18 protein-coding genes are annotated in these 12,903 nt (G+C 71.3%); 13 read left to right on the top strand and 5 right to left on the bottom strand.

Features of this window, described 5'->3' with window-relative positions:
* Positions 1-247: 247 nt before the first annotated feature.
* From ACFW1A_RS14475 to tgmC, 7 genes are all read left to right on the top strand, one after another.
* On the top strand, positions 248-511 hold the full coding sequence (locus ACFW1A_RS14475) for a hypothetical protein (RefSeq protein WP_380408772.1): 264 nt from the start codon (positions 248-250) through the stop codon (positions 509-511).
* Positions 483-1,007 (top strand): DUF6879 family protein, encoded by a 525-nt coding sequence (locus ACFW1A_RS14470; protein ID WP_380408770.1) that lies wholly within the window; start codon positions 483-485, stop codon positions 1,005-1,007. Before ACFW1A_RS14475 ends, ACFW1A_RS14470 begins: the two co-directional genes overlap by 29 nt.
* Positions 1,008-1,035: 28 nt before the next feature.
* A complete protein-coding gene (locus ACFW1A_RS14465) occupies positions 1,036-1,884 on the top strand; it encodes a helix-turn-helix domain-containing protein (protein ID WP_380408768.1) in 849 nt (282 codons plus the stop codon).
* Between the two features lie 98 nt (positions 1,885-1,982).
* Positions 1,983-2,150 (top strand): hypothetical protein, encoded by a 168-nt coding sequence (locus tag ACFW1A_RS14460; RefSeq protein WP_380408767.1) that lies wholly within the window; start codon positions 1,983-1,985, stop codon positions 2,148-2,150.
* Between the two features lie 189 nt (positions 2,151-2,339).
* Positions 2,340-2,576 carry a putative ATP-grasp-modified RiPP gene (gene tgmA / locus ACFW1A_RS14455; RefSeq protein ID WP_380408795.1) on the top strand — a complete coding sequence of 79 codons (237 nt, stop codon included), beginning with the start codon at positions 2,340-2,342 and terminating at the stop codon, positions 2,574-2,576.
* Positions 2,576-3,547, top strand: a complete 972-nt coding sequence (gene tgmB / locus ACFW1A_RS14450; RefSeq protein ID WP_380408765.1) for an ATP-grasp ribosomal peptide maturase — start codon at positions 2,576-2,578, stop codon at positions 3,545-3,547. Before tgmA ends, tgmB begins: the two co-directional genes overlap by 1 nt.
* Positions 3,544-4,710 (top strand): ATP-grasp peptide maturase system methyltransferase, encoded by a 1,167-nt coding sequence (gene tgmC, locus ACFW1A_RS14445; protein WP_380408764.1) that lies wholly within the window; start codon positions 3,544-3,546, stop codon positions 4,708-4,710. The genes tgmB and tgmC overlap by 4 nt, the downstream gene beginning before the upstream one ends.
* A gap of 259 nt (positions 4,711-4,969) precedes the next feature.
* Here the strand turns inward: tgmC and ACFW1A_RS14440 are convergent, their stop codons facing one another.
* Entirely contained in the window at positions 4,970-5,947 is a 978-nt protein-coding gene (locus tag ACFW1A_RS14440) for a DMT family transporter (RefSeq protein WP_380408761.1), read from the bottom strand.
* Positions 5,948-6,021: 74 nt separating this feature from the next.
* On the opposite strand from ACFW1A_RS14440, the gene ACFW1A_RS14435 reads away from it, so the two are divergent.
* The 6 genes from ACFW1A_RS14435 (at position 6,022) to ACFW1A_RS14410 (ending at position 8,909) form a co-directional block, all read left to right on the top strand.
* Entirely contained in the window at positions 6,022-6,930 is a 909-nt protein-coding gene (locus tag ACFW1A_RS14435; protein WP_380408758.1) for a LysR substrate-binding domain-containing protein, read from the top strand.
* 80 nt (positions 6,931-7,010) lie between these two features.
* Positions 7,011-7,280 carry a GlsB/YeaQ/YmgE family stress response membrane protein gene (locus tag ACFW1A_RS14430; RefSeq protein WP_380408756.1) on the top strand — a complete coding sequence of 90 codons (270 nt, stop codon included), beginning with the start codon at positions 7,011-7,013 and terminating at the stop codon, positions 7,278-7,280.
* 191 nt (positions 7,281-7,471) lie between these two features.
* Complete coding sequence (locus tag ACFW1A_RS14425) at positions 7,472-7,825, top strand: hypothetical protein (protein ID WP_380408754.1); 354 nt, start codon at positions 7,472-7,474, stop codon at positions 7,823-7,825.
* Entirely contained in the window at positions 7,822-8,157 is a 336-nt protein-coding gene (locus tag ACFW1A_RS14420; protein WP_380408752.1) for a YrdB family protein, read from the top strand. The genes ACFW1A_RS14425 and ACFW1A_RS14420 overlap by 4 nt, the downstream gene beginning before the upstream one ends.
* Before the next feature lie 312 nt (positions 8,158-8,469).
* On the top strand, positions 8,470-8,691 hold the full coding sequence (locus ACFW1A_RS14415) for a hypothetical protein (protein ID WP_380408750.1): 222 nt from the start codon (positions 8,470-8,472) through the stop codon (positions 8,689-8,691).
* A complete protein-coding gene (locus ACFW1A_RS14410) occupies positions 8,688-8,909 on the top strand; it encodes a hypothetical protein (protein WP_380408748.1) in 222 nt (73 codons plus the stop codon). Before ACFW1A_RS14415 ends, ACFW1A_RS14410 begins: the two co-directional genes overlap by 4 nt.
* Before the next feature lie 43 nt (positions 8,910-8,952).
* Here ACFW1A_RS14410 and ACFW1A_RS14405 read toward each other — a convergent pair whose 3' ends face one another.
* From ACFW1A_RS14405 to ACFW1A_RS14390, 4 genes are all read right to left on the bottom strand, one after another.
* Positions 8,953-9,510 carry a hypothetical protein gene (locus ACFW1A_RS14405; protein ID WP_380408746.1) on the bottom strand — a complete coding sequence of 186 codons (558 nt, stop codon included), beginning with the start codon at positions 9,508-9,510 and terminating at the stop codon, positions 8,953-8,955.
* 153 nt (positions 9,511-9,663) lie between these two features.
* On the bottom strand, positions 9,664-10,911 hold the full coding sequence (locus ACFW1A_RS14400) for a hypothetical protein (RefSeq protein WP_380408744.1): 1,248 nt from the start codon (positions 10,909-10,911) through the stop codon (positions 9,664-9,666).
* A complete protein-coding gene (locus ACFW1A_RS14395) occupies positions 10,908-11,888 on the bottom strand; it encodes a hypothetical protein (protein WP_380408742.1) in 981 nt (326 codons plus the stop codon). The genes ACFW1A_RS14400 and ACFW1A_RS14395 overlap by 4 nt, the downstream gene beginning before the upstream one ends.
* A 17-nt stretch (positions 11,889-11,905) precedes the next feature.
* A partial coding sequence (locus ACFW1A_RS14390) for a hypothetical protein (RefSeq protein WP_380408740.1) occupies positions 11,906-12,903 on the bottom strand: 998 nt, incomplete at its 5' end.

Below are 12,903 nucleotides of genomic sequence, written 5' to 3'. Positions count from 1 at the left end.
CAGTGCTGACAGCCGCCCAGGGATTCGCCATGTCCCGCGCACCATTCAGGCTGAGCGCATGAAGGCCGTTGACGTCTCGAGGATGATCGCCCGCAAGCCTTCTTGCCCGTGACTGGGCGTCAGGATATGGAGCCCTCGTGTAGACCTCACCTTCTCGAAGCTCCTGACAGCCCGTAGGTGTACACGCCACGATGGCCTTGCGCCGTCCATGCAAGTTCACGCAAGCAATGGGACAGGAGGGGTGGACATGAAGGTACGGTTCGTCGGTATCGACCCGGAAACCGGCCAGGGCAACAGTCCTACGGTGTGGGTGGATGAGGAGGTTGGGGACCTGCTGTGTCAGAGCTTCGCCGCCGACGAGGAGTCGATCGAAGGCTGCCTCGCGGCCGGCCACGGCCCGGACCACGACAACACCATCCCCGACCACGAGCGCGTGATTCGGATCCCGCACCGGATGATCCCGATTATCAGGAAGGCGTGCGATGACGCAGAACGTTCCCAGCTTCACTGAGCTGCTGAACTCGGCGCGAGTATCCGCTGTTCACCTCGAACTCCGCGATCAGTACAGCGTCGCGGAGGAAGCTGAGGAACTGGCGAAGTGGCGGCGTGGCGACGCGGTGGACGTCGATCCCGACTCGGAGTACTGGATCGGCTGGAGTGACCTCGTGCGGGGCATCGTCGGGCGGGGCGTGACCGTCCAACGCGCACGGGTCGTATCGCTCCCCGTGACCGACTACATCCGCTACGAGCATCACATCACCACCGTGAACGAGGCGATCGGCGAGCAGGTCCGGTGGCTCCCGCGTAGCGAGGCATCGGGCATCGCGCTGCCTGGGAATGACTTCTGGCTCATCGACGGCCGGGCGGTCCGCTTCAACCTGTTCGATGGCCCCGGCCGGGCGCTGGACCCGCAGTACTCGGAAGACCCCGAAGTGACCCAGCTCTGTGCCTCGGCCTTCCAAGCCGTGTGGGACCGTGGCGTGGACCACAAGGAGTTCGTGGTCTGATTCCACGACACCACCGAATAGCCAGCTCATGTCTCTGTCGCCGTCTTCGTCCGCCCAGGCAGCTCGGGAAGCCATCGCCGGCAAACTCCGAGCTCTCAAGGCCGAGGCTCGGTTGAAGGGAAGCGAGCTGGCTGCCCGGTGCGGCTGGAGCGAGTCCAAGGTCTCTCGAATCGCGCACGCCAGGACGCCGCCCTCGGACGATGACATCCTCCGGTGGTGTATTGCCTGCGGTGCAGAAGCTCAGGCTCCGGACATCATCGCCGCCAACCGCCAGGCCGACGAGATGTACGTCCAGTGGCGCAAGGTCCATCGGGACGGGATGAAGCGTGCTCAAGACACCGAGATGGCCCAGCTGGAGCGGACACGGCTGACACGCATCTACTGCTCCAACGTGGTCCCCGGGGTTACCCAACGCCGCGGGTACGCCACGAGCCTGATGACAGCAATCACCCGGTTCCAGGAGACCCCGAACGATGTTGACGCCGCCGTGGAATCGCGGGTCGCCAGGTCGAACCTGTTCCGGCGGGCTAATCATCAATTTGCGATGGTGCTCGAAGAGACCGTGCTGCACTACCCGTTCGGCGGCGCTGAAGCCATGCGTGAGCAACTCGGCTTCCTGCTGGAGGTCATGAGGCTCCCTCGAGTGAGTCTCGGGATCATCCCTCGCAACGCGCCTCGTGAGATGTGGCCACTCGAAGCCTTCTCCATCTACGACGATCGCCAGGTGATGGCTGAGCTGCTGTCAGCTGTCGTCACCATCACGACCCCTGGGGAGATCGCCGCCTACGACAAGGCGTTCAAGATCCTCGCCGGCATGGCCGTCTACGGGCCGCGGGCCAGGCACCTGATTCAGCAGGCCATCCACTCGTTCGAGTGAGCTCATGCAAGACGGTGCAAGAAACTCGCATCGTCCAACAGCCCTTCCCTACGGTCTGTCTCGCGTCCCACCGCTCTGGTGAAGGAGAGTGACCGAGGATGAGCGCCACCAGGGACGACCCCGCTTCCGCGCGCACGAAGAGCAGGACCCTGCACGCCGGCCCGCCCTCCCCCGACCTTCTTCCTTCGCTGCTCCACTCGATCGAGCGGTGCAAGGCGCTCCACCTCCCGCGCTGCCCGCTCAGCGCGCAGAAGAAACGGCGTTGAGGCTTCCATGAACTCCCTTGTCCAGGGCGGCGCTCAGGTGCCTTCTCCCGCCTGGCATGGGCTCACTGCTGCCTCGCCGGTGCTGGAAGGGCCTTTGCCCCGGCGAGGGCTTGCACCATCCGGCCGTCCATCTGGGCAGCCGGCTCCTACTGCCGAGGAGTCCTCGTGACTGCAACCGCAACGCAGCTCATGGCCACCCGCCCGTGGGGCGCGGGCCGACTCAAGCCGTACCCGACCACCACTCGCCTCCCGTATGCCTCGGTCAGCATCGACGCGGGCACCCAGCTCGGTGTGTTCCGGGACCGCGCCGGCCTGGTGGTCGAGATGGGCAAGCACGGAACCAGCAGCGGCACCGAGACCAGCACGACCACCAACTCCGACTCGGCGAACGACCAGGGCCACGACCAGGACAGCCAGCAGGACTGATGCCGTCGACCGAGGAGAGGCCGGTTCTCGTGGCCACCGAGGCCGCGGACGTTACCGCTGACATGGTGATCACCGAACTCAACCGGCGAGGTGTGCCGGTGCTCCGATTCAACCCCGCCGACATGGGTTCGGGGTTGACGGTCTCGGCTCGGTTCGGAACCCGCCAGGCTCCCGCGGCCGGGCAGGTTCGCACCCTGTCGAGAACTGCCGAGCTGTCGTGTGTTCGCGCGGTGTACTGGCGCCGGCCGGTGTGGCCGACGTTCCAGGGCTGCGGTCTGAACGAGGACGACGCTCGCTTCGCAACCGCCCAGGTGCGGTACGGACTTGGGGGTACCCTCTATGCCCTTGACGGTCCGCTGTGGGTCAATCACCCGCTTCGCGCGGCGGCATCCGACTACAAGCCGACGCAGCTGGCGTCGGCTCAACGGCTCGGGCTGGCCGTGCCGCCTACGATCGTCACCAACGACTTGGACGAGGCAAAGCAGTTCATCACCGCACACGATCAGGTGATCTTCAAGACCTTGCGATGGACACCGTACGAGCGCGATGGGGTTCCGGTAACGGGATGGGCGGAGCCGGTCACCGCTACCGAACTGGACGCCAGCGTGCGCGTGGCGCCCCACCTGTTCCAGGTCCGGATCGACAAGGTCGCCGATGTCCGGGTGTTGGTGGTCGGTCGCCGCGTGTTCGCGGTGCGGATCGACTCCGGCATGTTGGACTGGCGCAAGGACTACTCGGCTCTGTCCTACTCGGTGGTGGACCTGCCGGACGGCCTGGAGAAGGCCCTCCTTGCGTTCCTTGACCACTTCGGGCTGGTGTCCGGGTCCTTCGATCTCGCTATCGACCGAACCGGGGACTACTGGTGGCTGGAGCTGAATCCGAACGGCCAATGGGGGTGGCTGGAGGGGGAAACCGGGCTGGAGATGTCCGCGGCATTCGCTGATCTGCTGACTCAAGGAGGAATCACATGAGCGACACGGCACCGCTGCGGCGTGCTCTTGCTGACCGGCTGGAGAACGCCGGGGTCCTTGTCACTCCCGCCTGGCGGGCCGCTGTGGAGGCTGTTCCGCGCGAGAAGTTCCTGAACCCCGGTGTGTTCCTGCCGGTGGACGGAGACCGTTGGCGACCCGTCACGCCCTCCGGGACGGACCCGGCCGAGTGGGAGGAGATCGCCTACCGTGAGGAGTCGTTGACGACCCAGCTCGACGGCCACCTGACCGCCGATCAGGTCAGCGACCTCGTGTCCGGCTCGCCCACGTCGTCTTCCACGACGCCTGTTACGGTGCTGGGCATGATCGAGCACTTGGACGTTGCCGATGGGCACCGAGTGCTGGAGATCGGCACTGGCACCGGCTACTCCTCCGCCCTGATGTGCCACAGGCTCGGCGCGGACAACGTCACGACCGTGGAGGTCGATCCGGAGGTGGCCGAACGCGCGGATGTCGCGCTGGAGTCGGCCGGCTTCTCCACCTGGACGGTCACAGGAGACGGTCTTCTCGGGCACCCTCGCCGAGCGCCCTATGACCGGGTCATCGCCACCTGTGCTGTTCGCCGTATCCCCCACGCCTGGGTTCGCCAGACCAAGCCAGGTGGGACCATCCTGACCACTCTCGGCTCCTGGGGGTACGGAACGGCCCTCGCCAAGGTCACAGTCGGCGAGGACGGTACGGCCGAGGGGCAGATCATCGACCGCTCTTCGTTCATGCAGGCCCGGTCCCAGGCCATTGTGCCGGTGACTGGCGACCTGTCCGCCCGCACGGCCTACCGCGACAGCGAGCGGGAGGCGAAGTTGCCCCCGACCATCCTGACTGGCTGGATGCCGGCCTTCCTCGCCCAACTGTCGGCGCCGGGCGCTCAGCTCGTCCGCGCCGCGACAGCCGACGGAACACAGCTCCTGTTCCTGTTCGACCCCGAACGTGAGTCGTTCGCGGAGTTCGTCGCCGAGAACGACGTGTGGACCGTTCGCCAGGGCGGCCCTGTCGCGTTGTGGGACGACATCGAGCGGGCTCTCATCGCCTGGCAGGACTCGGGATGCCCGGACATCACGGACGTGCAGCTCCGTGTCACCAAGGCAAGCCACACGTACTGGATCGGCGGCTCCCCGGAGCTTCGTTGGGAGCACCCTCTCGCCTGAGCAGCGGGCCGCCAGTCGATACCGTGGCACACGAGCCGGCTCCTACGTGAGGAACCGCAGGACGGACGACGAGCCGCTGTCCGAGTGCCTGGCTGACACCGAGGCTGGGGGCCGGGTTCAGCACTGCGTCGACGTCCAGGAAGAGCAGCGGTTTCCCCGTGCCCCGTCCCGACGCCCGGGCACCCGGGCACCGGGCGGAGCTCCCCGCATCCGGGGTGCGGTGGGCGGGAGACCCGCCCAGGGCCCGGCCGACGCCCCGTCAGCGCCCGCGCTGCACCAGCACCGCGCCGGCCAGCACGACCACGGCGCCCACCACGGTGTTCCAGTGCAGGGCCTCGCCCAGCACGAGGACGCCGGCCGCGGTGGCCACCAGCGGGGTGAGGTAGGTGACCGTCTGCGCGGTGGTCGGCCCGACCTCGGCGACCAGTCCGTACTGGAGCAGGAATGCGAACCCCGTCCCCAGGACGCCCAGCGCCAGCACCGAGAGGACGGGGGCCACCCCGGGTGCGCTCGGCAGGTGGCTGAAGCAGACCGTCGCCACGGCCAACTGCGCTGCTGCCATGGTCAGCTGACCGGCTGTCAGGGTCAGGTTCGACTCGGGGCGGTCGGCCAGCGTGCGGCGGACCCAGATCCAGCCGATCGGGTAGCTGAGCGAGGCGGCCAGGGCCAGCCCGGCGCCCAGCGGGTCGACGCCGTCGAAACCCTGCCAGGCGCCGAGCACCGTGAGCACGCCCAGGAAGCCGACGGCCAGCCCCGCCACCCGGCGCCGACTCGGCCGGTCCTCGGCGAGCGCGACGACCGACAGCACCATCCCCCACAGCGGCGAGGTGGCGTTGCAGATGCCGGCCAGCTGCGAGGGGATGGTCTGCTCGGAGTAGGCGAACAGCGCGAACGGCAGCGCGTTGAGCAGGAAGGCCGCGACCGCGAGCCGACCCCACAGACCGGCCCCGCGCGGCAGCGGCTGCCGCTTCACCGCCAGCACCACCAGCAGCACCGCGGCGCCCGCCACCACCCGACCCAGCGTGACCTGGAGCGGTGCGAAGCCCCGGTTGCCGACCTTCATGAACAGGAAGCTGAAGCCCCAGATCAGCGAGAGCGCGGCGAACTTCACCCGCCAGTCGAGCCACCGGCGCGCGGCGGCGGGGCCGGACGGGGCAGCAGTGACCTTGGTGGCGGAAGCGGCGGTCGGGGCGGGGGCGGTGGTCGGGGCGGGAGTGGTGCTGGCGGTGGCAGGCATGCTGTCACCCTCGCCGACCAGCACAGCTAAGCACAAGCGAGAATACGTTCCAGCTACCGCGTAGCATTGCTTACATGTTGAACCTGGAGCGGTTGCGCATCCTGGACGCGGTGGCCCGGCACGGCTCGGTCACCGGCGCCGCCGAGGGCCTGCACATCACCACCTCGGCCATCTCCCAGCAGCTCGGCAAGCTGGAGCGGGAGACCGGCCAGCAGTTGCTGGCCAAGCACGGGCGCGGCATCCGGCTGACCGATGCCGGCCTGCTGCTCGCCGACCACGCCGCCGGCATCCTCGCCCAGGTCGAGCGGGCCCGGTCCGACCTGGAGGCGCACCGCGGCCAGGTGGTCGGCGAACTGCGGATCGGCGCCTTCCCGACCGCCGTGCGCGGCCTGCTGCCCGCGGCCGTGACCACCCTGCGCGCCGAGCACCCGCAGCTGCGGGTCCGGGTGCAGGAGCGCGAACCGGAGGGGTGCGTGCGCCGCCTGGTCCGCGGCGACCTCGACCTCGGCATCGTCGTGGACTGGTACAACAAGCCGTTCGCGCTGCCGCCCGGGCTGCTCAAGGCCCCGCTGCTGGACGACACGGCCGACCTGGCGGTGCCCGCCGACCATCCGCTGGCCGACCGCGCCGAGGTGGGACTGGCGGACTTCGCCGAGGACGACTGGATCTGCTGGCAGGAGGGCGAGTTCTGCCACGACTGGCTGGTGTTCACCATGCGGGCCAAGGGCATCGAACCGCGCATCGTCCACCACGCCGAGGAGCACGAGACGCAACTCGCCCTGGTGGCGGCCGGCCTGGGCGTCGCCGTGCTGCCGCGACTGGGCCGCGGCCCCGCCCCCGAGGGCGTCCGCCTGCTCCCGGTCCGCCGTCCGGTACTGCGCCACCTCTACGCCACCTGGCGCGCCGACGCCGACCGCCGCCCCGCCATCCGGGCCGCACTCGCCGCCCTGACCGCGGCGGCCCGCACCCCCGAGCGGGCCTGACCCGCGCCCGCTCCGGCTGCGGGAGCCGGGTCAGCGAGTGATGATGTCGAGCAGACCCTGCCCCGGAAAGGTGCGGTGCGATGTTCCAACTGATCTGGATCCTGCTGATCGGCTTCGTCCTCGGCATGCTCGCGCGGCTGCTGCTGCGCGGCCCGCAGGCGATCCCCTGGTGGCTCACCATGCTGCTCGGCGCGGCCGGCGCCTGGCTGGGCAACGCGGTCTCCGGCTGGATCGGCGTGCGCCACACCTCCGGCATCGACTGGATCCGCCACCTCCTCCAGCTCGGCTTCGCCCTCCTCCTGATCGGCTGGGCCGCCCCGGCCTGGGCCAAGTCCCACCCGCGCCGCTGACCGCACCTCCCTCCTGACACGAAGGGGAACTCCCGACACCCGCAAGGGGCCGGGAGTTCCCCTTCGTCGTTCGCCCTTGTCGCTCCCCCGTGTCGTTCGCCCGGGTCGGTGTCCGCCCTTGACATCCCACACAGCCTGACTGATACCGTCACATCATCATTCAGAGCTCGAACGATTTTCGGAGTGACTCAATGGAGGCCCTGCTCGCCGCCAACCTCGTGGCGGCCCTCGTCAGCGCCGGTTCGAGCATCGCCGGGGTCCTGCGCCCCGCCCTCGCGCTCCCCGCCGGCGAGCCCGTCACCACGGGAACCGACCTCTACGCCCGGGCCTACGCCGCGCGCGCCGTCCCGCTGGGGCTGGCCACCGCACTCCTGCTGCTGACCGGGGCGTCCCACGCGGTGGCCTGGCCGATGCTGGCGGTGGCCGGCCTGGCCCAGGCCGGCGACAGCGCGATCGGCGCCCGGTACCGCAACCGCGGCATGACCCTCGGCGCCGGCGCCTTCGCCGTCCTCCACCTCGCCTCGGCCTACTGGATCGCCCGGTGAACGCCGGGACCGCCCTCACCGCGGCGAGCGCGACGCTCGCCTTCCTCCTCGAAATGGCCGTCTACGTCTCGGCCGCCTGGTGGGCCCTCACGCGCTCCACCCGCCGCGCCTTCCGACTCGCGCTGGCCGCCGCCGCCGTGCTGCTCCTCGCCGCCGTCTGGGGCCAGTTCGGCGCACCCACTGCCGCCCACCCCCTGCACGGCCCGGCCCGCGCAGCCCTCGAACTCCTCTGGTTCGGCACCGGCGCCCTGGCCCTGCGCACCGCCAAGGGCCCCCGCGCAGCACTCTGGTTCACCGCCGCCTGGGCCCTGTCGACCGCCCTCGAGTTCTGACCCGCACAGCAGCTCGACCGTCGGCCGCGAATCGCGCCGAACCTCCGCGCCAGGTCCCGCAGCCGGTGAGGTTGCTCTGCACCACAAGAAGGGCTCTTCCGACGTACCTGTGGGTGTGATCATGCGGGCCGGCGGCGGGGCAGGGTGGACCGACTGCCGCCGGGTAAGTGTGGCAAGCGGAACGGTGGCGATGCCGCCCTCGGCGAGCCCGTCGACGTCGGAGACCTGACAGCCGTCCGGCCGGACGCGGGGCTCTCTGTTCGCACCCGCCCTCCCCGCTGGGGCGGCGGCCGGGGTAGTAGGGTTCGGCGGATGGTGACCATGCGGTGGACCCTGCTGGCGACGCTTGTGACGATCGCATCCGTTGTGGTGCTGAATGCCGGGTTCGACCTGGACTCACACGTCGCGGCATACATCTCGACCGGCCTGTTGATGGCGCTGGTCCTCGGTCGGCGGGTGGTCGTGACGAGGCGGGAGATTCGGGAACGGGCCGCGCAGTTCGAGCGGCCGGGTTCCGTCGAGTGGGACGAGTGACGAAGGTCAGGCCGTGGTCGTGGGACGTTCGCGAGCCGGCCGGCGCCCAGGACCGGCACGGCGTTCCCGGCCTCCCGGCCCTGGCCGGCGATCCGGTCGTGAACTACCGCGAGTTGGACGGCAGCGCGATGTACGCGACGGCGTTGGCCGACCGCGGCTCCACGCAGACCCTGCGGTTCCGGCAGGGAGGGCAGCAAGTGCCCGCCACGGCACTGTGACGGGCACTCAGTACCGGTCGCGGCAGTGATCGCGGGAGCGGGGTCAGCGTTCCGGTCGCCAGCGTGGGGCCTCGTCGTCGGGGGTGTCCGGGCTGGCGAAGTGGAAGGGGACGCCCAGGTGGTCGGCCAGGGCCTGGCCGGCGCGCCGGGCGGCGACCGCGTGCGGGTGGCGGTGCACGGCGGCTTCGGCCTCGCCGAGGTACTTCTTCGCGGTGGACCGGTACACGGTGGCCAACGACCTCGTCTGCTTCGGGTCCTCGGTGACGGCCATCAGCAGCACGAACCAGTCGTGGACCGTGTCGCCGTCCCAGACCGCCTCGATCGCCAGGATCGGCTCGGCCCGGCCGGCGGCGCGAACGGCGAGGGAGTCCAGGTCCAGCGGGCTGAGCGGTTCCAGGGCGATCCGGTCCCCGTGGTGCTCGTACCGGTCACCGACGATCAGCTGCGCGGTGCCGACGCCGATGTCGTCGGGCACCAGCCCGATCTCGACGACGAGTCGGATGGCCGCCATGGAGGCATCCCGCAGGACCCACCCGTCGATCTGCTCGCGGATTCCGGCGGGGAGCCTCGCCCACCAGGCCTCCCGGGCTTCCTTGTCCATCACCGGTACTCCCCCCGACCGTCGTCCCGCGGCTCGCACCCCCGGATCGTCGGCCGTAGTCCGCGGCTCGGAGCCTAGTACGCCGACCGCGGATCCCGATCATGCTTTTCCGCGCGCCCGGGTAGCCCCGGGTCCAGGCCCTCGGCCGGGGGCCTAGCCGGTCCCCGGCAGGGCACCGCCCACCGCGCCAACGGTCGGCGCCGGGGGCGTCCTCGTGGGCGAGGGGGCGGCGCCGGTCGGCACGGGGCCGTTCCACGGCGAGGCGCCCGGCAGGGGTGGGGCGGTGAGCAGGGTGACGGATCCGGTCGGCAGCACGGGGGTCCACGGCGCGACGACCGGCGGCGAGACCGCCTGGCCGGTGGGCGGGCGGGCACCGGTGCTGGCGCCGGGGGTGGTTCCGGTCCTCGTGCCGTGCCCCGAGGGTCTTGCCGCGAGCACCAGGCCCACCGCCGTCGCGGCGGTCACCAGGGCCGCCGTCGCCACAGCCAGCGCCCTGCGCCCTCGGCGAGCTCCCCCAGGGTCCGCGGTTCGCCCCCTTTGGCGCTCCTTGGGGTGCGGTACCGGCTCGTGGACGCGTCGCCGGCTCAGTGTCCGGGTCAGCTTGGCGGCCACCGCGCGCCACGGCTGGAGCTCGGCCAACTCGCCCGCCTCCAGGGCGGATCCGCGCAACAGTAGGGCCCGCTCCTGCCGCAGCCCGGCCAGGTCGCCCGGCCGGAGCGCGGCCAGCGCCGCCCGCACCGCCGCCCGGCCCGCCGCCGTGTCCGGCTCGGCGACGCAGGCGTCCCAGTCCGGCGCCGCCCCGCCACCGGCGGGCCCACCGCCCGCAGACCCGCCACCGGCAGGCCCGCCACCCACCGCCCCGTCACCACCGGCAGGCACACCACCCACCGCCCCACCAACCGCAGCCGCACCACCCGCAGCCGCCCCACCACCCGCCGGCCCGGCCCCGTCGGGCAGCCGCTCCTGCGGCGGCCACTGACGCCCGGTCAGGACCACCGGCCGCCCCTCCTCCCAGTGCAGCGGCAGCGCAGCGGCCACCTCGGCCCCCGCCCCGTCGGCCAGCGCCAGGCGGGCCACCGCGAGCAGCGGGAGCGGGGAGCCGCCCGGCGGCGCGATGCCCAGCAGCAGCGCCCCGATCCGGCGGTGCCGTCCGACCGGCACCCGGGGCGGGACCAGTCCGCCGACGAAGAGCAGCCACCGCCCGTCGGCGGCGCGGGCCAGCAGCAGGGACGGGTCCTCGTCGCTCACCAGCCGGTCCGGCGCGCAGCCCGCCACCGGGGTGTGCAGCGCCGCCTGGGCCGGGGCCGGGTCGACCCCGGGTTCCAGCGGGTACCAGCGGTAGCCGCTGTCCCGCGGCACGCCGGCGGTGTTGACGTACCAGCGCACCGCGGCTGCCGTCACAGCGCCCCCAGGTAGTCGTGGTACAGCAGGATGGCGAACCCGTCCACACCCTCCTTGCAGTCGGCGGTGAAGGTCCGCGCCGCGGCGGCGAAGGCCCGGTTGGTGCCGAGCAGCGCGTCCCGCAGCCACTCCAGCGGGCCGCGCGGGCGGTCCCGGTAGGCGTTGAGCACGAAGCGCAGCATCCAGCGCAGCGGCTGGTCGGTGTCCTGCGGGGAGTACTCCTGGCGCAGCGCGCGCAGCACGAACAGCTCCTCGCCGGTCTCCCGGTCCAGGCGGGAGTAGACCATCGAGCCGACCGTCTGCGCCGTGGTCAGCACCACCGCGGCCCGGGCGGTCTGCAGACTGCCCAGGAAGTCCAGCAGCGGCTGGTAGGCGATCCGCACCCGCTGGTGCAACTGCCGCAGCAGCTCCGGCTGCTGGGCGTACTTCTCGGACTTCAGCGGGACCAGCACGACCAGCAGGTTCGGCTGGTGGCTGACCGCCTCGCGGAGCACGTCGGTGATCAGCTCCGACTTGTTGACCTCGTCGTGGCGGACACCGCCGTCCTCCATCAGCGCGGGGGTGTCGATCGCCACGAACACCACGGCGCTGGCGGCCAGGGCCTGGGCGAACCGGGCCCGCAGGTGCGAGTCGGCCTCGGTGAGCGCCTCGCCCGCGATGTCGGTGATGTTCAGCCGCAGCTCCGGCGCGGGCGCGCGCGGGGTGCCGATGGTCAGCACGTGGTCGTTGATGGTCTTGTTGCCCGCGATCCCGGGATCGTAGGTCAGCCCGTGGGCGAACCGCCGCAGCTCCTCGCGGTAGGTCTGCAGCAGGGTGGCCGTGCGGCCCTCGGGTCTGACCACCAGGCCGGTCGGCGAGACCACCCGCTGGAACTGGTCGTAGATCGCGGTCAGCAGCGAGGTCTTGCCGACCCCGCGCGGCCCGATCATGATCACGCCCACGGCACGCTGCCCGGGCACGTCGGTCGTCGTGAACATGGCTCCCGTCACCTCCGTCAGACCAACTCGGTGTACGTGCCGCGGGCCGCGTGTTCCACCCCGGTCAGCGCGTTGGTCCAGCGCCGGACCAGTTCGGCGTTGGCGGCGATCGCCGCGAACTCCTCGGGCCACACCCGGGCCCGCAGCTTCCGGTAGACCAGTTGCCAGGCGTCCCGGGCGACGTCCACGGCCAGCGCTCGGTCGCTGAACTCGTCGACCAGGGCGTAGACCGCCTCCGGCGGCTCGGTGAGCATGGTGTTCAGGGAGGCCTCCACCTTGGCGAGCGTCGCGTTGTAGGTCTCGCTGAGCAGGTACTGCATCTCCGCCATGGTCGGGTCCGGCGGGATGCCCACCTGGTTCGGGTGCAGCTGCTCCAGGGCCCGGCGGACCCGGTGCTGGAGCAGCCCGCGGTAGTTGAGGGTGAACTGGCAGACGAAGGACAGTCCGCGGTGGATGTCCTCGGTCAGCCCGCCGGGCGGCACCTGCGCCAGCAGCTCGACCAGGAAGTCCCGCCCGGGCTCCGTCCCGGGCCCGCCGAGCCGGCCGGCCTCGATCAGCACCCGGGCCAGGTCCTCGTGCATGCTGTCCACCCGCTGCTGCAACGGCCCCTCCAGGTCGAGGAACCGGCGCGACAGGGTGGCGCGCGCGTCGTTCATCACGCGGCTGACGGCGGCCGCCTTGCCGCCGTGCTCGGCTTCGAGCGCCTCCAGCTCCTCCGGAGTGCGCTTGGACGTCCGCACGTCGGCCAGCGCCTGCAGCACCGCCTGCTGGATCTCCTGGTCCGGCTGGGCGGCCTGCGCCCGGTACTGCCGCGCGAGCGCGCGCAGCCCGCCGGCCAGCGCCTGGTAGGTGCGGCCGAAGAGCTGGAGGAAGCGCTGGTCCGCGTCGCCGTCCACCGGCAGGCCGGTGACGGCGCCGGCCCGGTCGGCGAGCGCGGCCGCCTCCTCGGCCAGCGCCTTGAGCTCGCCGCGCCGCCGCTCCAGCAGCGCCCGGTCCAGCTCGTCGACCACCGAGA

The sequence above is a fragment of the Kitasatospora sp. NPDC058965 genome, assembly GCF_042741245.1.
Classification (GTDB): domain Bacteria; phylum Actinomycetota; class Actinomycetes; order Streptomycetales; family Streptomycetaceae; genus Kitasatospora.
Note: the sequence above shows the minus strand (reverse complement) of the source record. Positions and strands in the feature narration are given on the sequence as shown.

What these genes read in the sequence shown, in the direction of transcription:
- ACFW1A_RS14475 (WP_380408772.1), top strand. Translation starts at nt 248, where the DNA reads ATGAAGGTACGGTTCGTCGGTATCGACCCGGAAACCGGCCAGGGCAAC.
- ACFW1A_RS14470 (WP_380408770.1), top strand. Translation starts at nt 483, where the DNA reads ATGACGCAGAACGTTCCCAGCTTCACTGAGCTGCTGAACTCGGCGCGA.
- ACFW1A_RS14465 (WP_380408768.1), top strand. Translation starts at nt 1,036, where the DNA reads ATGTCTCTGTCGCCGTCTTCGTCCGCCCAGGCAGCTCGGGAAGCCATC.
- ACFW1A_RS14460 (WP_380408767.1), top strand. Translation starts at nt 1,983, where the DNA reads ATGAGCGCCACCAGGGACGACCCCGCTTCCGCGCGCACGAAGAGCAGG.
- tgmA (WP_380408795.1), top strand. Translation starts at nt 2,340, where the DNA reads ATGGCCACCCGCCCGTGGGGCGCGGGCCGACTCAAGCCGTACCCGACC.
- tgmB (WP_380408765.1), top strand. Translation starts at nt 2,576, where the DNA reads ATGCCGTCGACCGAGGAGAGGCCGGTTCTCGTGGCCACCGAGGCCGCG.
- tgmC (WP_380408764.1), top strand. Translation starts at nt 3,544, where the DNA reads ATGAGCGACACGGCACCGCTGCGGCGTGCTCTTGCTGACCGGCTGGAG.
- ACFW1A_RS14440 (WP_380408761.1), bottom strand. Translation starts at nt 5,947, where the DNA reads ATGCCTGCCACCGCCAGCACCACTCCCGCCCCGACCACCGCCCCCGCC.
- ACFW1A_RS14435 (WP_380408758.1), top strand. Translation starts at nt 6,022, where the DNA reads ATGTTGAACCTGGAGCGGTTGCGCATCCTGGACGCGGTGGCCCGGCAC.
- ACFW1A_RS14430 (WP_380408756.1), top strand. Translation starts at nt 7,011, where the DNA reads ATGTTCCAACTGATCTGGATCCTGCTGATCGGCTTCGTCCTCGGCATG.
- ACFW1A_RS14425 (WP_380408754.1), top strand. Translation starts at nt 7,472, where the DNA reads ATGGAGGCCCTGCTCGCCGCCAACCTCGTGGCGGCCCTCGTCAGCGCC.
- ACFW1A_RS14415 (WP_380408750.1), top strand. Translation starts at nt 8,470, where the DNA reads ATGGTGACCATGCGGTGGACCCTGCTGGCGACGCTTGTGACGATCGCA.
- ACFW1A_RS14405 (WP_380408746.1), bottom strand. Translation starts at nt 9,510, where the DNA reads ATGGACAAGGAAGCCCGGGAGGCCTGGTGGGCGAGGCTCCCCGCCGGA.
- ACFW1A_RS14395 (WP_380408742.1), bottom strand. Translation starts at nt 11,888, where the DNA reads ATGTTCACGACGACCGACGTGCCCGGGCAGCGTGCCGTGGGCGTGATC.